This is a genomic window from Halorubrum sp. CSM-61 (assembly GCF_003781945.1).
GTDB lineage: Archaea > Halobacteriota > Halobacteria > Halobacteriales > Haloferacaceae > Halorubrum.
Genome location: NZ_RJJW01000005.1, coordinates 264752 through 285764, shown reverse-complemented (window position 1 = coordinate 285764; position 21013 = coordinate 264752). Strand labels below are relative to the sequence as shown.

The 21013-nt window shown below is 66.9% G+C and carries 20 protein-coding genes and 1 tRNA gene; 14 read left to right on the top strand and 7 right to left on the bottom strand.

The genetic code is table 11. The features are described from left to right. Window positions 1–265: 265 nt before the first annotated feature. On the bottom strand, window positions 266–2782 hold the full coding sequence (locus tag EDM04_RS11045) for a bacterio-opsin activator domain-containing protein (RefSeq protein WP_123622033.1): 2517 nt from the start codon (window positions 2780–2782) through the stop codon (window positions 266–268). A 344-nt stretch (window positions 2783–3126) separates the two neighbouring features. Here EDM04_RS11045 and EDM04_RS11040 point away from each other — a divergent pair, with 344 nt between their 5' ends. Continuing rightward, entirely contained in the window at window positions 3127–4137 is a 1011-nt protein-coding gene (locus EDM04_RS11040; RefSeq protein ID WP_241154894.1) for a hypothetical protein, read from the top strand. A 230-nt stretch (window positions 4138–4367) separates the two neighbouring features. Here EDM04_RS11040 and EDM04_RS11035 read toward each other — a convergent pair. The 3 genes from EDM04_RS11035 to EDM04_RS11025 form a co-directional block, all read right to left on the bottom strand. Beyond that, window positions 4368–4452 (bottom strand) — tRNA-Leu (locus tag EDM04_RS11035). Between the two features lie 98 nt (window positions 4453–4550). Further along, window positions 4551–4901 (bottom strand): ferredoxin, encoded by a 351-nt coding sequence (locus EDM04_RS11030; RefSeq protein WP_123622031.1) that lies wholly within the window; start codon window positions 4899–4901, stop codon window positions 4551–4553. Window positions 4902–4957: 56 nt separating this feature from the next. Beyond that, a complete protein-coding gene (locus EDM04_RS11025) occupies window positions 4958–5416 on the bottom strand; it encodes a DUF5796 family protein (RefSeq protein ID WP_123622029.1) in 459 nt (152 codons plus the stop codon). A 158-nt stretch (window positions 5417–5574) separates the two neighbouring features. Here EDM04_RS11025 and EDM04_RS11020 point away from each other — a divergent pair, with 158 nt between their 5' ends. The 6 genes from EDM04_RS11020 (at window position 5575) to EDM04_RS18810 (ending at window position 9977) form a co-directional block, all read left to right on the top strand. After that, entirely contained in the window at window positions 5575–6933 is a 1359-nt protein-coding gene (locus EDM04_RS11020; RefSeq protein WP_123622027.1) for a hypothetical protein, read from the top strand. Next, window positions 6933–7394, top strand: a complete 462-nt coding sequence (locus EDM04_RS11015) for a hypothetical protein (RefSeq protein ID WP_123622025.1) — start codon at window positions 6933–6935, stop codon at window positions 7392–7394. Before EDM04_RS11020 ends, EDM04_RS11015 begins: the two co-directional genes overlap by 1 nt. 2 nt (window positions 7395–7396) lie before the next feature. Further along, window positions 7397–8002 (top strand): hypothetical protein, encoded by a 606-nt coding sequence (locus EDM04_RS11010; RefSeq protein WP_123622023.1) that lies wholly within the window; start codon window positions 7397–7399, stop codon window positions 8000–8002. 111 nt (window positions 8003–8113) lie between these two features. Next, on the top strand, window positions 8114–9031 hold the full coding sequence (locus EDM04_RS11005; protein WP_123622021.1) for a shikimate kinase: 918 nt from the start codon (window positions 8114–8116) through the stop codon (window positions 9029–9031). A gap of 23 nt (window positions 9032–9054) precedes the next feature. Then, complete coding sequence (locus EDM04_RS11000; RefSeq protein ID WP_123622019.1) at window positions 9055–9348, top strand: chorismate mutase; 294 nt, start codon at window positions 9055–9057, stop codon at window positions 9346–9348. A 95-nt stretch (window positions 9349–9443) separates the two neighbouring features. Next, entirely contained in the window at window positions 9444–9977 is a 534-nt protein-coding gene (locus EDM04_RS18810; RefSeq protein ID WP_241154893.1) for a GNAT family N-acetyltransferase, read from the top strand. Between the two features lie 172 nt (window positions 9978–10149). Here the strand turns inward: EDM04_RS18810 and EDM04_RS10990 are convergent, their stop codons facing one another. After that, on the bottom strand, window positions 10150–10503 hold the full coding sequence (locus EDM04_RS10990) for a type II toxin-antitoxin system PemK/MazF family toxin (RefSeq protein ID WP_123622017.1): 354 nt from the start codon (window positions 10501–10503) through the stop codon (window positions 10150–10152). Beyond that, window positions 10500–10739, bottom strand: coding sequence for a hypothetical protein (locus tag EDM04_RS10985; RefSeq protein ID WP_123622015.1), 240 nt, complete (start codon window positions 10737–10739; stop codon window positions 10500–10502). Before EDM04_RS10985 ends, EDM04_RS10990 begins: the two co-directional genes overlap by 4 nt. Window positions 10740–11038: 299 nt before the next feature. Here EDM04_RS10985 and EDM04_RS10980 point away from each other — a divergent pair, with 299 nt between their 5' ends. The 3 genes from EDM04_RS10980 (at window position 11039) to ggt (ending at window position 14271) form a co-directional block, all read left to right on the top strand. Then, the gene (locus EDM04_RS10980) at window positions 11039–11359 is read left to right on the top strand and encodes a hypothetical protein (protein ID WP_206424452.1); all 321 of its coding nucleotides are present in this window, start codon (window positions 11039–11041) and stop codon (window positions 11357–11359) included. After that, window positions 11360–11899, top strand: a complete 540-nt coding sequence (locus tag EDM04_RS10975) for a hypothetical protein (protein ID WP_123622014.1) — start codon at window positions 11360–11362, stop codon at window positions 11897–11899. It abuts the gene before it with no gap. A gap of 431 nt (window positions 11900–12330) precedes the next feature. Further along, window positions 12331–14271, top strand: coding sequence for a gamma-glutamyltransferase (gene ggt, locus EDM04_RS10970; RefSeq protein WP_123622012.1), 1941 nt, complete (start codon window positions 12331–12333; stop codon window positions 14269–14271). A gap of 868 nt (window positions 14272–15139) precedes the next feature. On the opposite strand, the gene EDM04_RS10965 is transcribed toward ggt, so the two are convergent. Next, window positions 15140–15463, bottom strand: a complete 324-nt coding sequence (locus EDM04_RS10965; protein WP_123622010.1) for a hypothetical protein — start codon at window positions 15461–15463, stop codon at window positions 15140–15142. A 296-nt stretch (window positions 15464–15759) separates the two neighbouring features. On the opposite strand from EDM04_RS10965, the gene EDM04_RS10960 reads away from it, so the two are divergent. The 4 genes from EDM04_RS10960 (at window position 15760) to glmS (ending at window position 21006) form a co-directional block, all read left to right on the top strand. Then, a complete protein-coding gene (locus EDM04_RS10960) occupies window positions 15760–16938 on the top strand; it encodes an alpha-D-ribose 1-methylphosphonate 5-triphosphate diphosphatase (protein WP_123622008.1) in 1179 nt (392 codons plus the stop codon). A gap of 536 nt (window positions 16939–17474) precedes the next feature. Next, on the top strand, window positions 17475–17702 hold the full coding sequence (locus EDM04_RS10955) for a HalOD1 output domain-containing protein (RefSeq protein WP_123622006.1): 228 nt from the start codon (window positions 17475–17477) through the stop codon (window positions 17700–17702). 314 nt (window positions 17703–18016) lie between these two features. Further along, window positions 18017–19195, top strand: coding sequence for a sugar phosphate nucleotidyltransferase (locus EDM04_RS10950; RefSeq protein WP_123622004.1), 1179 nt, complete (start codon window positions 18017–18019; stop codon window positions 19193–19195). After that, window positions 19195–21006 (top strand): glutamine--fructose-6-phosphate transaminase (isomerizing), encoded by a 1812-nt coding sequence (gene glmS, locus EDM04_RS10945; RefSeq protein WP_123622002.1) that lies wholly within the window; start codon window positions 19195–19197, stop codon window positions 21004–21006. The genes EDM04_RS10950 and glmS overlap by 1 nt, the downstream gene beginning before the upstream one ends. Window positions 21007–21013: the final 7 nt, after the last annotated feature.

Below are 21013 nucleotides of genomic sequence, written 5' to 3'. Positions count from 1 at the left end.
CGCCGCCCACAGCGGCTGGGGCTTTGGAGGTCTTCATCGCAACGCCGTCGACGACTTATAAACAGCCGACAGCAACGCCACTCGATCGCTTATAAACAACCACTCCACCATATCGATATATCCACTCCCGCACTCAATCAAGAAGCACTCTTCAGCGACCAGCCGTTTCAGGCGAGAACGTATCTGAAGAACGGGATTTCGACAGAGCCGACGAACCCGTATCACGACGGTGGTATCGGTTCGTCGGAGAAACGACTCTGTGGAGTCAGTTCTCCCCGATATCGCCGAAGAGGAGCGAGAAGAGCGTGCTCTCGGTCGTGCGGAGGTGGCGGTTGAACGTCGGCTGCGCGATGTCCAGCGTCTCGGCGACCTCCTCGCCGGTGCTGGCGCGCGGCCACTCGAAGTAGCCGGACAGGTAGGCCGTGCGCACGACCTCTCGCTGGCGGTCCGTGAGCCGGTCGGTGACCGACGCGGAGAGCGGCTCGGACTCCTCTTCGGGGGACGCCCGTTCGCGGCGCGCGCGGAGTTCGACCTCCCGGTACCGCTTCTCGAGCGCCTCGATCAGCTGGCGCACGTCCGCCGACCGCGGAAGCGTGAGCGTCACGTCGACGCCGTCGGCGTCCGCGCGGAGGTCCGTGACGTCCGCCCCGTAGTCGGCCAGCCGACCGGAGAGCGTCGGGGCGGTCACCGTCACGGCGAACCGCGGATCGCCGTCCCCTCCGACCGAGCGGACCGACTCGACGGCGAGAACCGACGAGGAGAGCGGCGTCGGGTCCACCTGGGATCGCAGGGACAGCACCGCTCGGTCGTCGTCGCCCGGAACCGCGCCCTCGACGCGGACGGGCTCGCCGAGAGCGCCCGCCAGCCGGGACGAGAGGACGCTCGAATCTTCGATCCGCAGCTCCAGTTCGATCGAGGACTCGCCGTGGAGCGACCGCTTCGTCTCCAGCCCGTTGATCGCGTTGCCGATGGTGCCGCCGAGGCTCTCGAGCAGGTCGCCGAGGTCGCCGTCGAACGCCCCCGGCTGCGTCGCGTACACCGACAGCACGCCGTACGCGAGGTCGTTGTACTCGATCGGAACGCTCGCGATCGACTGAAACCCCCGGACGAGGGCGTCCGTTCGCCACTGGGACCCGCGCATGTCCGTCGAGACGTCCGGGATCACGACCGGCGTCCGCGAGGCGAGCACCCGGCCGGACGGCTCGGTGTCCCCCTCCGGCGACAGGCGCGTCTGGTCGGTTCCCAGAACGTCGAGGTCGTCGAGGTAGGCGTCGCCGTCGCCGGCGCGGGCCACCGGCCGTAACCCCTCTCCGCTGCGGTACGTCTCGCCGAACCAGGCGAACGCGACCTGCTCGGCACCGACGAGGTGGGTACAGACGGCCGTCGCGACGTCTCCGAGGGTGTCCGCGTCGACGAGCGCCCCGTTTATCTGCCGGAGCAGGTCGTTGAACTCGTGAAGCCGTTCGAGCCGGTCGTTCCGCGCGGCCAGCTTCTCCCGGCGGCGGGACAGCTCCTCCCCGCGCTCGACGCGACCGAGCGCGACCACCGCGTTGGCCGCCAGGAGCTCGACGGCCTCGACCGCGTCGTCCGGCGTCACGCCGGACCCGAACTCGACGGTCAACAGCCCGTGCTCCTCCAGCGACGCGAACAGGGCGTTGTCGCTCCCCATCGACTCGGCCTCGCCCTCGATGACCCGACCGGTGGGTCGTCGTTTCGCGCCGTCGCTTGTTGACTCCGAATCCGACTCCGACGCTCCGGTCGACGAGCCGGAATCGCTCCGGCTGACCGACCGACGCCCGGTCGCGAACGCCTCCCACTCGGGGGACCCCGGGGATCGGGGGTCCGCGTCCGGTTCCGAGGCGTCGATCGGAACGAGCCGGGACGCGCTCTTGTCGAACCGGTACGCGGCGACCGCGGCGTCCGGCCAGACGGTCGTCGCCGCGTCGACGATCGTCTCGCAGACCGCCCGCTTGTCGTCGGCGCGGAGCAGCTCGCGGGTCGATCGGTTCAGCTCGCGGAGGACGCGCTCGTGGTGCCGGCGGTCCGCCACGTCCCTGAGGACGCCGACCCGGCGCTTGTCCCCGTTCGCGAACTCCACGGTCGAGAACCGCGTCTCGATCGGGATCGACTCGCCGTCTGCCGTCCGGATGGACGACTCGATCAGTCCCACGTCGGAGCCCTCGTCGCGGAGCTGTTCGAGGATTTCGGCGGCCATCGACAGCGTCTCGTCACCCGCGAGCATCGAGGAGTGCGAGCCGACGAGCTCCTCGCGACTGTAGCCGGTTATCTCCGTGACCGCCTCGTTGACGGAGGTGATGACGAACGCCTCGTCGAGCGTGTACACCCCGTCGTCGAGCGTGTCGAGGATGCGCCGCGACCGCTTCACCTCGCGCGAGAGCCGGACCCGATCGGTGGCGTCCCGCAGCTGGACGAAGATCAGCTCTGCGACCGGGAGCGCGCGAACGGCGAGTCGCCCCTCGTCTCCGAGATCGATTCCGAATTCGACGGTTTCGCCGGTCTCGAAGGCCCTTCGAACGGCTTCGACGCCCCTGTCGTCGAAACGGGCGTCCAACCTCTCACCGTCGGGGTCCGGGAGGAGTTCGGCCAGTCGGCCGTCGATCCCCCCGGAGCCGACTACCGTGAGTGACTCGTCCGCGACCAGGAATCCGGCGGTCTCGCGGTCGAACCCGGCCTCGAACTGGCCGTCCCGCTCCGGGAGGGTCGACCAGGCCGAATCGCGCTCCGCGTCCGACGGACTGGTCTCGCATTCGTTCTCGCTCACTGTGGGGGGTATCGGCTACAGCGTAATAAGTATCACCTTAATTAAATAAAGTGGTGACTGTCGCGGAACACTATATTTCTGACTGATAGGTATCGACTGAAACGGGCGGTAGCAGAGTATTAACACTGGTTGCTGTCACGGAAAACTCGACCGATCGCCTGGACGACACGGCATTCCGGTGTGGTAAGGCGCTATTAATCGTACGTAGAGACGCGAGCTACCGGAAGAAATCAATTATCCGTACAAAACCAGAAATTTGAATATATTCATGAATTCGTACTATTTATGAGCAGAAATGATATTCTAACCGCTGGTTTTATATAATTAAGTGCGTGTTAACCGGTATGGCACACAAGTTGAAGACCGCGACCAACCCGGCCCGAGAGGGAGGGATGCTGGATTCCGGCGTCGAGTACGCACGGACGATCGATCTCGTCGAGCTGCCGGCGGCGATTCGAGACGCCGCGGACGGGTACGACCGGGCGATCGGCGACCGAGACCGGTTCCTCTGGAAGTGGATCCACAACCTCTTCGACGAGTTCACCCTGTCGTCGGTCGCGCTCGACGCGGCGGACGCGGTCCGGGAACAGAAGACGCTCCTGACGATCTTCGTCACGACGATGGACGACTTGGCGGAGATGAAAGGTGACAGCGCGACCTTCGACCGGGCGCGCCGGATCCCGTTCGACTCGACCGACCCGACGGCCGACATCCCGGACGACGTCGATCGGGAGTCCGTCGAGTTCCTCGCGGACCTCTGGTCGGAGATCGAAGGCAGGCTCGAGGACGCGCCCCGGTACGCCGAGTTCGAGGACCTCTTCGAGTACGACGTCCGACAGACGATCAACGCGATGGATTACTCTCGCGTGTTGAACGACAACCCGAAGGGGGCAAACCGGGCCGAAGCGGAGCGGTTCGACGCGTACAACATGGCGATGTTCCCCTACGCGTGTATCGACCTGATGCACTCGCCCTCCTTCGAAGGGGCGGAACTGGGCGCGCTGCGGAGCCTGCTCTGCGAGCTTCAGCAGATGGCGCGGATCGGGAACTGGATCACCACCTGGGAGCGCGAACTCGTGGAAGGGGACGTCAGCTCCGGGATACTCGTCTGCGCGCTCCGCCGGAACGTGATCACGCAGGCGGAGATCGCGGAGCCCGACGAGGCGACCGCAGAGCGGTTGATCGAGCGCATCAAGTCACACGGGATCGAGTCCGAGTTCACGCGCGACTGGGAGATCCGCAGTCGGGCAGTTCGCAAACGAACCGCCGAACTCGACAGCGTGGACGCGGAAGCGTTCGTGAACGGGATGGAGACCGTGATGAACCACCACCTCGCGAGCGACGGGTACAAGTGACGTCGTTGTCGGCTTGACATCCTCCGCCCTCGACGGCGCCGGGAGTGCTCGTACCGGGTTCAGACAGGAGCTTCAAGCCGATCGCTGTCGCTCACGTATTCTTCGCGACAGCAAGCGGGGGAAGGGATTCGAACCTCAGTCGGACGTGCTCGCTGCGCTGCGCGCGACCTCCCTGCTTCGAATCCCTTCTAGTCAGATACCTGTGGCTCGCGAGTTGCTCGCCACAGGTATGCGGGGGAAGGGATTCGAACCCTCGAACCTCTACAGGAGCGGATCTTAAGTCCGCCGCTTTTGGCCAGGCTCAGCCACCCCCGCGCGGATTCCGATACCGGCGGCGGGGTCAAACCCCTTTCGGATGCCGCGGCGGCGCCCCGGAGTGACTGGAGCGCCCGCGCGCCCCGCGCTCTCACCTCCTACCAGTCCACCGAGAGCGTCCCGTCGCCGTGGGGGTCCGGCGCGATCTCCTCGTCGGTCCGGCGGTCGACGACGTGGATCACGCCCTGCTCCTTCTTCGCGGGACACACCTCGGCGGCCCGGACGTTCTCCTCCAGTTCGTCCTCGCCGATGTAGTACGACTGCGGCTTCGCCATCCCGCTTTGGACGTCCATCACCCAGTTGTCGGCGACCTCGGCGCACTTGCCCGCGCCGAAGCACTTGTTCGCCTCGAAGACGATCTTGTAGGGCTTCTCCTCGATCGGGGGCCCCTCGCCGCCGATGTCGCTCGCGCGCAGCACCTCGCTCTCGGCGTCCGCCTCGTCGCTCATACCCGTGATCGACGCCGACCGGCCTTTCGTCTGTCGGTCGTTCTCATCGAGAGCAGTTACCGATGCGCGTCGAGCCCCGCTTCCGGCGCCTCGACGATCTCGTAGCTCCCCTCCGTCCAGCCGTCCTCGACGAAGACGAACACGCGGCCGCCGGCGACCTCGGGGTCGGCGATCACCTCGTTGCGCTGGCCCGTCCGCCCGACGATCACGCCGGGGAACACCTCGTCGCGCTCGCCGTCCTCGACGAGGACGCGACCGACCCCGGAGTCCTCCAGGATCTCGTCGTCGGTGTTGTAGTCGTTGACGTACGTCATCACGCCCTCCGTCTCCGTCGGGTCCGTGACGAGCACGTGCGTCTCCTTGCCCGGGCCGGCGGTCACCGACCCCTCGACGGCGTCGGGGACGCCGCGGTAGAGGGTGGTCCGCCCGTCGAGGTACTCGACGACGACGCCCTCCTCGCGGAGGTCGATCCCGATCGACGTGGGGGGAACGTCGCTGCGTGAAGGTGCTGACATACGCGTCGTTCGGGACGCGCCCCTCAAAAGGGGCGCGCTCGGCGGTCGGCGGGGACCACCGCGGTCAGCGCCGCTGGCGACGCCCGTCCGATCGCCCGACCTCAGTCGCGAGAATCGGGGATGGCACCTTTAAGGGCCCTCCGCCGGGAGGGTGTTTCATGCAACGGACGCGACGGGGCCTGTTGGACGTCGGCGCCGCCGCGGTCGTCGGGGTCTCCGGGTGTCTCGGCGTCGAGGGCGTCGAGTACCCCGACGCGGCCGCCGAGGAGCCGCCGAACGCGGGCGACGGTGAGGATGGCGAGGACGGCGGTGGCGGCGATGGCGAGAGCGACGGCGACGAGCAGGTCGACGACCCCGAACCGGTCGCGAACGAGGCGCTCGCGGCGGCGACCCGGAACGTCGTCGACGACGCGGTGTGGTTCGCGACCGAGTATCCGTCGGCGATCGAGACGTATCGGACGGCGATCCGCGAGCTCGTCGCCGAGATCGACGACGTTCGGGACGCGGCGGACGGCGCCGACGCGGTGACCGTCGAGATGGCCGACCGGCTCGACGAGGCCGGGCGCGCGGCCGCCGACACCGCCGCCGGCGCGCTGGAACCGCACTTTCACCCCCGCTCCCGGATCGTCTCGCGGACCGAGCGCCACGTCGAGGTGCTCCGGGAGTTCGCCCCGCGCGACGACGTCGACCGGTTCTTAGAGGAGCTCTCGCGGATGCGCCGCGGCTTCGCCGCCGTCGGCACCGCCACCTACGTCGACGAGGCGTTCTCGCGCGAACCGATCCACGACCGCCTGTTGAACCGGCTGCTGTATCCCCTCCCGGAGGACCCGAGCGAGCGACGGCGGGCCCGCGGCGAAGCGTTCGTGGAGCTCGGGCTCGCGAGCCGCGGGTTCTCCGCGTTCGCCCACGAGCCGTACGACGACGAGCACGACCGCGACCGGATCCCGCGGATCTACGGGACCGCGTTCGAGGCGGCCCGCCGCGAGGAGCTTCGCGCGCGCCTCGGGCCGATACCGCGGTCCGAGGACCGGACCGAGGAGCTGTTCGTCGCGTTCGCGACCCGTCCCGAAGCCGGCAACCGCCCGAGCCGAACGTTCGAGGGGTGGGCCCGCGAACTCGACGGCGTCCCCCTGTACGTCCAGCGGTACCCGGACGCGGCGACCGCGAGCGACCGGCTCGACGCGGCGCTGGCCGCCGCCGGAACCGAGGGGCGCGCGCCGATCGATCCCGACGCGACCGCGGCCGGCTCCGAGTTCTCCGGGAGTTCGACGGCGGGCGAGGGCGCCGACGGCACCGACGGCGACGAGCAGGCCTCTCGGGGACCCACCCGCTGGCACCGTCTCTACCACCACGAGGCCGAGGGCGAGCGGTACGGGTTCGACGAGCACGCCGGCGTCCAGTACGGCTATGTCGTGCGGGCCGGTGAGTTCGTGCTCGCGGCCGGGTTCTCGGGCGACGCGTGGGAGGAGCGCACGGCCTGGCAGGGACAGTTGGCGGACGGGTGGGCGGTGGTCTGATGAACGGGAACGGAGTCGGTCTCACGGCGGCGGTGTTCGCGGTCGTCGGCGCCGGCGTCGGGCTCGTCGCCGCCGCGACCACCGGGTGGGCGGAGGCGGCGCTCGCCACGGCGGCCACCGGCGAGACCGCGCGGTTCGGGCCGGTGTTCGTCGCGCAGTCGTACCTCGCCGTCACCGCCGCCGCGCTGGCCTTCGCGCCCCTGCTGGCGGGCGTGCTCGGCGTCCTCGTCGGGTCCCGGGCGTACGATGCACGGGAGGCGGCCGCGACCTGCGGGCTCGGCGGCGGGCTCGGCGCGCTGGCGTACGGGCTCGTCGTCGTCGTCCTCGTCGTCGCGTCACAGGGGGAGGCGGCGACGCAGGCCCACGGGATCGCGGACGCGTTCGGATCGGTGCTCACGACCGCGGCCGTCGCCGCCGTCGTCGGCGCGGTGACCGGCGTGCTCGGGTCGGTGACGGGGTGACCATGGCGGGAACGCTCACCCGCCGCCGGCTGCTGGCCGCCGCGGTTCCCGGCCTGCTCGCCGGCTGTCTCGTGGAGTCGAGCGGAGACGCGGGGGACTCCGGAGACGCCGGGGACTCCGGAGACGCCGGGTCCGGGGACGACGCGACCGACGCCGAGAGCGGGGGAGACGACGGGGGCGACCGCGAATCCCTCTCCGGGAGCGACGACGGGTCCGCGGCCGAGCAGACGGACGACGAGGATCCCCCGGAGGAGGTCGGCCCAGACGGCGCCGGCCTCGTGGTCACGAACGTCGAGGTGCTCAGCGTGACCGACGGCGGGTACGAGACGACGGTCGAGGCGCGACTCATTGTCGAGAACGCCGGGCGATTCACCTACGGCACATTTGAGCTCCGCGCCGACGCGTACGCGACCCGGCCGAACTCCGTCGAGCGCGAGGCGGTCGGCTACGCGTACGAAAAGCGAGAGTACTCCTCGGGCGACCGATTCGCCGACGGTACCCGACAGTTCACGGTCCGGATCACCTTTCGAAGCCGGGAGACCCGAGTGCGAGCCGACCCGGACTGGTACGAGGTCGACGCCGCGCTCCGACGCGCGGAACCGGTTTGAGGGCGAGGACACTCCGGCAGTCCGACGATCCGCGCCGCCCGGTCCCCCGACCGCCCTGAGAGACTCGCCGTGATCGCTACCTCTTTGTCCGCGCTCGCGAGCCGTGAGTGCATGGAGGGACGGGCAGCGGCGCTCGGCGCCGGCACCGTGTTGAACGCGCTCGCGACGGGCACCGGCGCGGCCTTCGGTATCGACGTCGAGACGCGCGCGACTGTGACGCTCGATCCCGACGCCGACGGCGTGCGCGGAGAGATCGCCGAGGACCCAGACGCGGACACCGCCCTGATCGAGCGCTGTGTCGCGCTCGCGACCGAACGCTGGGGCGACGGCGAGGGCGGCGCCGTCCGCACCGACAGCGACGTACCCCTCGCGGCGGGGCTCAAAAGCTCCAGTGCGGCCGCCAACGCGACCGTGCTCGCGACCTGCGACGCGCTCGGGCTGACGGTGGGAGACGGGACGGACGGCACCGACGCCGGCGGCGGCTCCGACTCAACCGCCGACGTGACCCGGCTGGAGGCCTGTCGGCTCGGCGTCCGCGCGGCCCGCGAGGCGGGGGTCACCGTCACGGGCGCGTTCGACGACGCCACCGCCTCGATGCTCGGCGGCGTCACCGTCACCGACAACGGCGCCGACGAGCTGCGCTCCCGCGAGGCGGTCGACTGGAACGTCCTCGTGTGGACCCCGCCCGAGCGCGCCTACAGCGCGGACGCGGACGTGGCCCGCTGCGAGGCCGTCGCGCCGATGGCGGACCTCGTCGCCGACCTCGCGCTCGACGGGCGGTACGCCGAGGCGATGACCGTCAACGGGCTCGCGTTCTCCGCCGCGCTCGGCTTCGACGCCGATCCCGCAGTGGAGGCGATGCCCCACGCGACCGGGGTGTCGCTGTCGGGGACCGGTCCGAGCGTCGTCGCCGTCGCGGACCCCGACGACCCCGAGACCGACCTCGGCGCGGTCGAAGACGCGTGGAGCGAGCGGCCCGGAACCCTGCGGCGAACGACCACCAGAAACGACGGCGCAGCCGTCGAGTGAGCACACCGCCGACCCATATACCAATGAGTGACACACCCAACACCGAGGACCGAAGCCTCGACGATCTGCGACGCGAGATCGAGGACATCGACCGCGAGATCGTCGAACTGATCGCCCGCCGCACCTACGTCGCCGACACGGTCGCGGCCGTGAAAGACGAGCGCGACCTCCCGACGACCGACGAGGGCCAAGAGGAGCGCGTGATGGAGCGCGCCGGCGAGAACGCCGAGCGCTTCGACGTCGACGCCAACCTCGTGAAGGCGATCTTCCGGCTGCTCATCGAGCTGAACAAGGTGGAGCAACGAGAGAGTCGGTGAAACTGGCATTCGGTCGCGTTTCAAACAAAAGGTGAGCGAACCGTTCTTGGAAGGAACTTCAGAAGAGCTATTCTCCGACGCTTTTTCCTTCGGACGTGACTGCCGACATCACTCTTCGTCCCTTCACTGAGGACGACTTCGACAAGCTAATCGGGTGGGTGGACTCTCCGTCGTTTCTCCTCCAGTGGGCGGGCCCGATATTTTCGTACCCGCTCGACGAGTCGCAACTCCGAGAGCATCTCGAAGCTACGAACGACCCTGAACCGAGTCGTCTGGCGTTCAAGGCCGTCGATTCGACGGAACAGATGGTCGGGTACGTCGAACTGAACACCATCGACCGACGAAATCTCTCAGCGAGCGTCTCTCGGGTCATCGTGAGTCCAGACGAACGCGGGCGCGGTCACGGAACATCGATGCTCCACCGTCTCCTCGAAATTGGTTTCGAGGAACTTGGTCTCCACCGTATCGAACTACGTGTCTTCGACTTCAACGAGTCTGCGATTACGTGTTATGAGAAGGTTGGTTTTACCCGTGAGGGCACACTCAGGGAGGCACGACGGCATGAGGACGAGTACTGGACGCTGGTTCAGATGAGCGTTTTGGAAAACGAGTGGCGGACGGGCGCGTAGAGGTTTTTAAATCGCCTCGCCAGCCAGTCTCTCACCGATGGCGACAGACAAACCGGCGATTTAGACGAAATCTGTAACGTCAGTTTGTGACCTGAACAAGGCTTCCCAAAGGGAATCACGCGAAGACTGATAGACGGCGGTCGAAGGCGTAGTTACCCCGGAAATCGGTGACTCAATCCAGCCCGAGACTCAGTTTCAGCGCTTCGTCCACCTCGGCCATGGTCGACTCGCTCAGACTCCCGACAACCGAGTGAATCCGCTTTTCGATAGCGACGACGCGAATCTGGTCGAGGCGAACTGAGGAGTCCTTCTCGAACGGTGACCCGTCCTCTTCGACCAACACCTCGAACGGGTAGCCTCGATGCGTACCCGTCGCCGGAGCAACGATGGTCGTACTGGAGTTGCGATTTCCAATATCGTTTTGCACAACCACCGCAGGTCGAGTCTTTTTCATCTCACGGCCTTCGGCAGAGTCGAGACGAACGATTACGACATCGCCACGCCGAACCTCGGTATCATCGCTCATTCATCGAGTCCGTTCCACGCCTCGTCAGATGCCCCCTCCCACTCCTCAGCGAGATGGTCGGCGCTCTCGGAAGCACTGCGGTACGCGGCGGCTAATTCGTCCTCGTCGGGCCGGTTAGACTCGACTTCGACGACGGCGACGGTCACGCGCTTGTTCGCGTACTCCGTCCCGAGGTAGATTCGACCTCGGTCGTCGGTCTCGTTAGTTCGCAGGTCGTGAGCATCCACTTTCGTCATGTTACCCACTACGACCCACTTCTGGATAAGCCTTACCCACTATTACCCACAGAATTATTTTCTCTCGAATATATCATGGATTTCAGATACCTGAACAAAGTGGAGCAAAGAGAGAGTCGATAGCTCGACATTCGACGATACAAGCCGCATTGAGCCCAGTTAGTCCTCGAAATTTCTTCCGATAGCTGCGTTTTCGATTCAGGCTCGATTAAAAAAACCTGCCCGGGTTCGGTGGCTCCGAACGATGTGATAGTGGTAAGGGGGCAAGCGTTTTGCCCCTACACTCACAATGTACACATATGAGCTCCGAGTCCAAAAAGAAGCGCGTCCAGTTCCGTGCACCGAGGGGGCTGGTAAACCGGGCCGACGCGCTCGCTGCGGTGTTCGAGACGGATCGGACGGACATCCTCATCTCCGCGCTTCGGGACTACCTGCGGAACGCCGCGCACTCCGACGAGGTGAAACAGGAGATCGCGGAGGCCTTCTACGACGACGACATCACGTTCGAGGAACTGAAAGACCTCGTCGGGCACGAGGAGGCCGCCAACTTCCGACTGCTGAAAGAGCAACTGGCCGACGAATTCGTGGACGAGGTCGCGGAGGAGCTGGCCGACTCGTAGATGGTTCTGATAGTCGCCGACACGTCGGCTCTCGTAACCCTCGGGACGGTGGTGGGCACCTCACCGAATCCACTCGACCTTCTCATCGATTCGCACACCGTGGTCGTCCCAGAGCAGGTCGTCGACGAACTCATCGAGACGGCGTCCTACGACGACGCATCCGGTGAGGCGGCACAGGCGGTTCTCGACCGTCGCTCTGCGTTGGAGACTCATTCCATCGAACTGGACGAGACCTTCCCGCTGGACGACGGGGAGAACGCGGCGGTCACGCTGGCGAACGATATCGACGCCGTGCAATTGCTCTGTGACGAGTTCAATCGACTTGCACTCGTCCACGCCTCGCTGGCCGAGACCCGCCTCGTCACGACGCCCATCCTCCTCACCGCACTGGTTCGCAACGACGCGATCTCGCCGGACGCTGCCGACGAGTTTTTGGCCGAGATGAGTGACGCTCGCAGTTGGTCGTCAAACTCCTACGTCGAGCGGGCGCAGTCCACGCTTCGACAGCAACGCGATAACGAGCAACCCGATCCGAAGTGATCGACTCGTTAGACACGCGCTAGCCGATCGGAACGACTCTCCGTAGTGCAAGGGCATCTTATTTAAATACGCCACCGATACACGCCCTTTGTATCCTGAATTCTGTCGTATTGGACGTGTTGTTGGACACTATTCCAGAGAATCCAGTATGGATTTCAGCTACCTGAACGAGGTGGAGCAGCGGGAGTCTCGGTAGCGACCTCAGGTCGATTTCACGGGCTCTACCCTCCGATTAGTGATTCGAAAAACCGATCTGCGGAGGATTAGCGATCGGTTCCCGCTGCAGTGTTCCTGCCCAGAGATACGCGATTCCGCGTACACACGGGTTTCCGTTCGAGGTCTCCTCGAGATCGAAGATAGTTCGGCTTCCGTGATTTTCTTTTAAGTAGACGAATGTGAATTTTTATCACGACGGCTCAAAATAATCGCTTATGGGACAAGACAATAATCCTACAAGATCGGACGATTCGGCGGACGACTCGACCGATGACTCGACGGAGGGCGTTACGGCGACGAAACGGACGTTCCTGCAGGGTGCGGGCGTCACGCTGGGTGCGGGGGTGTTCCCGGTCGGGGCCGGTCGCGCGGCCGTGACGCCGTCGAACGCGACCGATTACGCTTCGGTGGCGGAGTCGACCGGCGGGATGGTCTCGAGCGTCCATCCGCAGGCGACGGAAGCCGGCGTGGAGGTCCTCGAGGACGGGGGGAACGCGGTCGACGCGGCGGTCGCCGTCCAGTTCGCGCTCAACGTCGTCCAGCCCCACTCGTCGGGGATCGGTGGCGGTGGGTTCATGCTCGTCTACAGCGCCGAGGAGGACGAGATCACCGCGATCGACAACCGGGAGCGGGCGCCCATCGGCGCCGAACCGGACATGTTCTTAGACGAGCAGGGCGAGGAGGTCCCGTTCCTGGCGCGCCACACGAACGGTAAGGCGGTCGGCGTCCCCGGGACGCTGAAGGCGGCCGACGTGGCCGTCAAGCGGTTCGGTCGGACGGAGCTCAGCGAGCTGATCCAGCCCGCGATCGAACTGGCCGCGCCCGACGGACGATCGGTCACCGTCGACGAGTTCCTGGCGAGTTCGATCGCCGACAACGTCGACGACGGGGCCCTCACGCCGACCGCCCAGCAGGTGTTCGCGCCGTACAGCGAGCCCCTAGAGGAGGGCGACGAACTGGTCCAGCCGGATCTCGCCGACACCCTTCGCACCATCCGCGACGAGGGGATCGCCCCGTTCTACAAGGGCGAGATCGCGGCGGACATCGCCGAAACGGTCCAGGGGGCGTCGCGCTACCGTCGGACCGGCGGGAGCATGACCGTCGACGACCTCGGTCGATACAACGTCGAGATCACGCGGCCGACCCACCACACCTACGAGGGCGACGCCCACGAGATCACCGTCCGGACGATGCGGTCGCCGACCTCAGGCGGCTACGTCATCGCGCAGATCCTCGCGCTGCTCGAACCGTTCGATCTGGCGCAGTACGACCGGCGGTCGTTCGACGTGTACCACCGGCTGATCGAGGCGTTCCAGCTCGCGTTCGCCGACCGCAACGAGTACCTCGGCGACGAGGAGTTCGTCGACCTCCCGTGGCAGGGGATGCTCGACGACGAGTACGTCGACGAACGCCGGGAGATCATCGATCCGGAGGAGGCGACCGACGCGACCCGAGAGCCCGGCGACCCCTTCGCGTACCAGCCCGGCGAACAGTACTACACGAGCCCGAGAGACGTCAAGGGGGGTACCGGAGAGAACGCGTCGGGCGCGCACACGCACGACGCCTCGGGCGCCCACACGCACAGCGCAGTGAGCCATCCCGGGCAGACGACCCACTTCACGACCGCCGACGACGAGGGGAACCTGGTCTCGTGGACCAGCACCATCGAGCAGCTGTTCGGATCGGGGATCATGGTCCCCGGACGCGGGTTCGTGCTGAACAACGAGCTCACGGACTTCGACTCTACCCCCGGCGGTCCGAACGAGGTCCAGCCGGAGAAGCGCCCGCTCAGCAGTACGAGCCCGACGATCGTGACGCGCGACGGCGACCCCTTCATGACGGTCGGCTCCCCCGGCGGCTGGTCGATCATTCACACCGTCTCCCAGATACTCCTCAACGTCGCCGAGTTCGGCATGGACGTCGAGGCGGCGGTCGCGGAGCCGCGCGTGTACTCCGCGACCGGGACGTGGGTGCAGGCCGAGGACGGCGTTCCGGACGGCGTCGTCGAGGAACTGAACGCCGCCGGTCACGACGTCTCGATCGTCGAGTCCATCGGTAACGCGCAGTCCATCGTGGTCAGAGACGACGGCGGCTACGTCGGCGTCGCCGACACCCGGAGAGACGGGTCGGCCCAGTCGCCGTCGGGAGGGGAGTGACGATCCGCTATGGATCGGCCTGAGACGGCCCCGTCGAAACCCCGTTTCAGCATACTTCGAGGTGGAGCCTCCGGCGTCACGGAGCGACCGGAGGGAGCGAGTAGGCCGGAGAGGAAACCGACATGGTACTGAGCAGCCGTTAAGTTGCAGCCTCCCGTACTACCAGTTAGTGCTGTGCTGGCACAAGTCCCGCGCAGTACGGGCCGCAGTAGCCCGGCCCCAAATGGTGGGTTCGTCGACCTCGAAGGGCGTTCGGTAGGCGGGGCGCACAAAACGCTCCGTCGCGTCAACTGACGGCGAGGACCACATCAAAGCCCCATCACCAGAAATCTCCGATTTCTGGTTAGCAGTCAGAACGCAACGCGTTCTGACGACACCCTCAACGAGCCAGCCCTTCAGGGCGAGCGAAGTAGGGTGGGGTCGGTTACTGAGAGTCAAGGAGAAAGCCTCGCGCTTCAGCGCGGGGGTGAATCCGACAATTCTCTCCAGCAACCACGAACTTCTGGTCGGGTGTTTTAACTGAGTGATCGTTGTATTAATAGTTATCCGAGGCGGTCTATCCGCCCACTTAATCGGACAATATCGGGATTCCCGACCACACACAGAAAGCACCCTTTCTGTTGTAGTGTTCGGGTACAGTAAGAAGTACCTCTGAATCCCATGCCGGGATAGGAGTACCGGCTGATTGGCACAGCCAGTGGCGGTCACCGGGACAGCTACAAACCGTAAACACCCCAAACCAGCGGTTCGGGGCCGTGGGAATCTTCGCCCTTCAGGGCGGAGAGGATGTCAACGCGAGAAGATGCTCCCCGAGGGTCTCGCCGGTGCCGAACCGACGAACTGGCGTCGACGTGGGCGGACCGGTACCTCACTCAAGCCGCTCGGAGATGAACTCCAGAAGCGCTTCGGTCTCCTCGTCGCTGCGGTAGGTGACGACCTCGCTCCCCTGGTCGTACGTTATCGCGTCTGCGTCCGCCAGCATCGGCAGGTGCGTGTGGCGCAGTTCGATGGCCGTCCGAGCGGTCCCGGAGTCGGCCGAGCGCTCGCGCGATTCGATCGCCGCCGCGAGGTCGTCGACGTCGACCGCGCGGCTATCGGTCTCGCACAGGTGGCGGAGTATCGCCCGCCGCTCGGGGTTCGCAACGGTTCGGAGTAAGGTCTCGGTCGAGGTCGGCTGAGTTTCTGAGTGCATTCGTTGTCCCACCATGTTTGGACGGGACATTCGCTCGCAGGAACATGGGTGTGAAATGACACGCTTCCCGAACGTATAACCTAGATCGTTCACTCAAGTGATCACACCACATCGGTGACGGTAGTCCCCGCCTACTCGGCCCGTCTGGCGTCGAGGGTCCCAGTTGTCACCGCTTAACAAAGATTTGGCTGTGATAACGGTGGGGCCATGCACAGCCCTTCCACCGATACGGACGCGACGGGCGCTCCGGCGACCGGGACGATCCGATCGACCGAGACGAACGAGGTGACCCGGCGATGACCGAGTTCGTCGAGATCCGAAACGGCCGCGTCGTCACGCCCTCGGGAGTCGTCGAGGACGGGCGCGTCGTGATCGCGGGCGACCGGATCGCCCGCGTCGACCGGGGAGGACCGAGCGGCTCGTCCGGGCCGACGACCGTCGACGCCGACGGCCGGGTCGTGATGCCCGGGATAATCGACCTCCACGGCGACGACATCGAGCACCACCGCGCCCCGCGGGCGGGCGCCGACGTCGACGTCCGGACCGCGCTCACGGCGGCCGACCGCGCGAACCTGCTCAACGGGGTCACGACAAAGTTCCACGCGGTCGCGTTCGAGGAGTCGCCCGACGACGGCCGGACGCTCCGGACCGCCGAGGAGATCGCCGCCGAGATCAGTCGGGAGGAGTACACCCTCGGCGACAACCGGCTGCACGCCAGGTGCGAGCTGGCGGACGCGAGCGTCGAGGCCGTCGAGGGCGTCATCGAGCGGTTCGGCGTCGACCTCCTCTCGGTGATGCACCACGCCCCCGGCGACGGGCAGTACGACGACGAGGAGTTCGAGCGCCACTACGTCGAGGACCGCAACTGGCCGGCGGAGTCCGTCGACGACGTGATCGAGACGCGGCGGTCGCTGGACCGCGACGACCGCGACGCCCGCATCCGCCGGATCGCCGACCTCGCGCGGCGCGCCGGGGTGTCGCTGGCGTCTCACGACGACGAGTCGCCGCGCGACGTGGAGCGGGTGGCGGGCCACGACGCCGACATCAGCGAGTACCCGCTCACCCGCGAGGCCGCACGGCGCGCGACCGACCTCGGCCTCGACACGGTGATGGGCGCTCCGAACCTGGTCCGCGGCGGGAGCCTCTGGGACAACCTCAGCGCGCGCGACGCGATCGACGACGGGCTCGTCGACGTGCTCTGTGCCGACTACCACCCGCCGTCGCTGCTCGCGGCCCCGTTCGTCGACACCGGCGAGTCGCTGTCGACGCGCGTGAACCGCGTCACTCGCAACCCCGCGGAGGCCGCCGGGCTGGAGGACAGAGGCCGGATCGAGGTCGGCGCACGCGCGGACCTGATCCTCGTCGACCCGAACGGAACGCCGACCGTCGACCGCGCGTTCGTCGCCGGCACGGAGGCCGTTCGAGCCGACCGCGCCGCGACGGTCGACCGCCGAACGCCGACGGCGGGGTCGTGAGCGTCCGACCGTCGCGGAGAGAGGCTGACGGACTCCGTCGGCGGAGACGGCCGACGAGTCGCTCTAGTGGGGCGTTCGATCGATCGCAACGGTAGTTCCGACTGCGGGGAGCGAAAAAAACGAGACGGGGGAGTACGGAAAGGCGAGGACCGGTACCACAGTGGAGGCGGGCCGCCCGGGGTCAGGGACGTTCACGTCCGACTGCGGTACGACTCCTGATTAGGGAGGGGTAGACTTTGCTATATAACGTCTAAAATAGATATGGTACACTTATCATACGCCAGACGGTACTCGGCCGCTCAGATGTGTCGCGAAGGTCTCGATCGTCACCACAGTCACGGGTAACGACACATTCGATAAACAACGTTTTGAGCCCTCACGAAGGCGATATCGCGTTCGGATCGACGAGCGAACCGATAGTGTTTATAAAAACGAGTCGTTACTGCCAGTGAGGCACACCACCCATGACTTCTTCCGACGCGATATGCCGGCGCACGTCGGCTTCGAACCCTAGTTCACCGATCGCTCGAGTTTCGATGGAAGGCGAGACCTCCGCGACCGTCGCGGTCGTACGAGCCGTCGCCGAGGCGGAGGGAGCGTCCCCCGGAGATCTCCCCATGTTGAGCGACGTGATCGACCCCGAAGCGTTCGACGCCCTGTTCGACGACGACCGCGCCGGACGGTCGGGCGTCTCCTTCTCGTTCGACTACTGCGGCTACGTCGTGACCGTCACCGACGACGCGGTCACGGTAGACCTTCAGTGACGGCCGCGTAGCGCTCGATCTGCGGATCGAGGGCGCTCGACGGCTCTCGTACCCGATCGTGAGGAGTACTCATCGATCGATCGGGAGGGATACCTGTCGCTCGAACAGTAGGACGGTCCTAACCGGTTTGGCTGGGTCCGCGCGTAACCCGCGACGCCGCGAGTCGGCCGAAAGGTTCCGCATTACAATCAGTGCCGGCACTCCAGGCAGGGCATGGTCCGACCTTATTTCGGAGCCCGGAACCGTAGCCGGGCAGCCGTTCGCACCGCGGACGTCGATCGCTCGCAGACGGTTCGGGAGGGTGCGACGCGCCGATGAGTTCCTTCGATCAGGCGGTCGTCCTCGCCGCGGGCGAGGGGAAACGCATCCGGCCGCTGACCCGGTACCAGCCGAAGCCGATGCTCCGCGTCGCGGGCCGGCCGATACTGGAGTACCCGCTCGACGCCCTCGCGGCGTTCGGCGTCGAGGAGGTCGCGATGGTCGTCGGCCACGCGAAGACGCGGATCCAGAACCACTTCGGCGACGACTACCGCGACCTCGATATCACGTACCTTACCCAACAGAGCCAGCTGGGTAGCGGCCATGCCCTCCAAGTCGCCGCGGGCCGCGTCGGAGACGACTTCCTCGTGGTGAACGGGGACAACGTCATCGACGAGGCGATGGTGCGCGGAACCGCGGAGCGGTACGCGGAAACGGACGCCACCGCCGCGCTGGCGGTGGCCTCGGCGACCGACGCGACCGAGTACGGGGGGGTCGGCGTCCGCGACGGCCTCGTCGAGCGGATCGACGAGGGCGGCCACGACGAGTTCGGACGAGTCAACACCGGCGTCTACGCGTTCGACGAGTCGATCTTCGGCGCGCTCGATCGGACCGAGTTCGAGAACGGCGAGCGACCGCTCACGGGGGCGATAGCCGAGCTCGAGGGGCCCGTGGTCGCCGCCACGCCGAACGGCGTCTGGTTCGACTCCTCGTACCCGTGGGACTTACTGGAGACCAACGAGACGCTCCTGTACTCCCACCCGGAGCTCGTCGCCGCGGACCGGCCCGTGGACGACTCCGCGCGGGTCCACGAGTCGGCGGTGATCGGCGACCACGTCCTCGTCGGCCCCGACTGTAAGGTCTCCGCCGGCGCGGTCGTCCGGAGCGGGACGTGCCTTCACGCGAGCACCACCGTCGGCGAGAACGCCGTCGTGGAGGGCTCCATCGTCGGGCCGGACGCCCGGATCGGCGCGGGCGCGGTCCTCCGGGACACGATCGTCGGCGGCGGCGCGACGATCGGCGACGGCACGGTCTCGCCCGGCCGGTCCGCGACGCTCGTGTTGGACGGCGTCGAGTACACCGACCGCCGGCTCGGCGGCATCGTCGCGGACCGCGCGACGGTCGGGTCGAACGTCACGGTCACCCCCGGCTGTCGGGTCGGACCGCGCGCGAGGGTCGGGTCCGGCGTCGCGCTTAGACACGACGTTCCCGAGGGCGCGGAGGTGATGGGCTGATGTGCGGGATCACCGCCCGCGTCGGGACGGACGACGCGGTCGACGAGCTCCTCTCGGGGCTCCGCAACCTCGAGTACCGCGGCTACGACTCCGCCGGGATCGCCACGGTCACGGCGGACGGGCTCGACGTGATCAAGCGCTCCGGCGAGATCGACGAGCTGTGCGAGGCGGTCGAGTCGAGCACGCTGCGAGGCGCGACGGGAATCGGTCACACCCGATGGTCGACTCACGGCCCGCCGACCGACGCGAACGCGCACCCCCACATCGACTGCCTGGGACAGGTCGCGGTCGTCCACAACGGGATCATCGACAACTACACCGAGCTCAGAGACGAGCTCTCGACCCACGAGTTCACGAGCGAGACGGACACCGAGGTCGTGCCGCACCTGATCGAGGAGCTCCTCTCGGCCGGCTACTCCCCCGAGCAGGCGTTCCGGCGGGCGGTCGATCGGATCTCCGGGAGCTACGCGCTCGCCGCGGTCTTCGAGGGAAGCGACGCCGTGTACGGGACCCGGTCCGGATCCCCGCTGGTGCTCGGCCGGTCCGACGACGGCTGCTACCTCGCGAGCGACGTGCCGGCCTTCCTAGAGTACACCGACGAGGTCGTCTACCTGCAGGACGGCGACGTGGTCGTCATGGACCCGGACGGCTACGAGATCACCGACACCGACGGCGTCGCCGTCGAGCGCGAGGTCGAGATCGTCGACTGGGACCCCGACGACGCGGGGAAGGGCGGCTACGACCACTACATGCTCAAGGAGATCTACGAGCAGCCGACCGCCCTCCGACAGTCGATCCGGGGGCGAAGCGACCCGCTGGAGGGACGCGTGGAACTGGAGGAGCTCGCGGACGACGCGTTCGACGGGATCGAGTCGGTCCACCTCGTCGCGATGGGCACCTCCTACCACGCGGCGCTGTACGCGCAGACGCTGCTCGCCGACCGGGGGATTCCGGCGCAGACGTTCCTGTCGGGCGAGTACGGGTCGAGCCCGCCGCCGACCGACGACCGCACGCTCGTGATCGCGGTCACCCAGAGCGGGGAGACCGCCGACACGCTGTCGGCCGTCCGGAGCATTCAGGGGACCGGCGCGCGCACGCTGGCGGTGACGAACGTCGTCGGATCGACGATCACCCGCGAGTGCGAGGACACCGTCTACATCCGCGCCGGCCCTGAGATCGGCGTGGCCGCGACGAAGTCGTTCTCCTCGCAGGTGGCGACACTCCTCCTGTTGAGCGAGCGGCTGAGCCACGACATCACCGGCGGGACCCCGCGGGCGACCGCGGAGCTCTTAGAGGCGCTCTCGGTGCTGCCGGACGACGTCCAGCGCATCCTCGACGAGTCGGCGGCAAAGGACGTCGCCGCCGAGTACCACGACAGCGACTCGTACTTCTTCATCGGTCGGGGGGTCGGCCACCCGGTGTCGCTGGAGGGGGCGCTGAAGTTCAAGGAGATCACCTACGACCACGCCGAAGGGTTCTCCGCGGCGGAGCTCAAACACGGGCCGCTGGCGCTCGTCACCGAGAACACGCCGGTGTTCGCCGTGTTCACCGGCCGGGACGACACCAAGACGCTCCACAACGTCAAGGAGATCCGCGCCCGCGGCGCGCCCGTGGTCGCGGTGGCCGCCGAGGGCACCGACCGGATCGAGGAGTACGCCGACCACGTCCTCGAAATTCCGGACACCCATCCCGACGTGGCGGGCGTCCTCGCGAACGTCCAGCTCCAGCTCGTCTCGTACCTCGCCGCGGACGAGCTCTCTCGGCCGATCGACAAGCCGCGGAATCTCGCGAAGAGCGTCACCGTCGAGTGACGCGGTC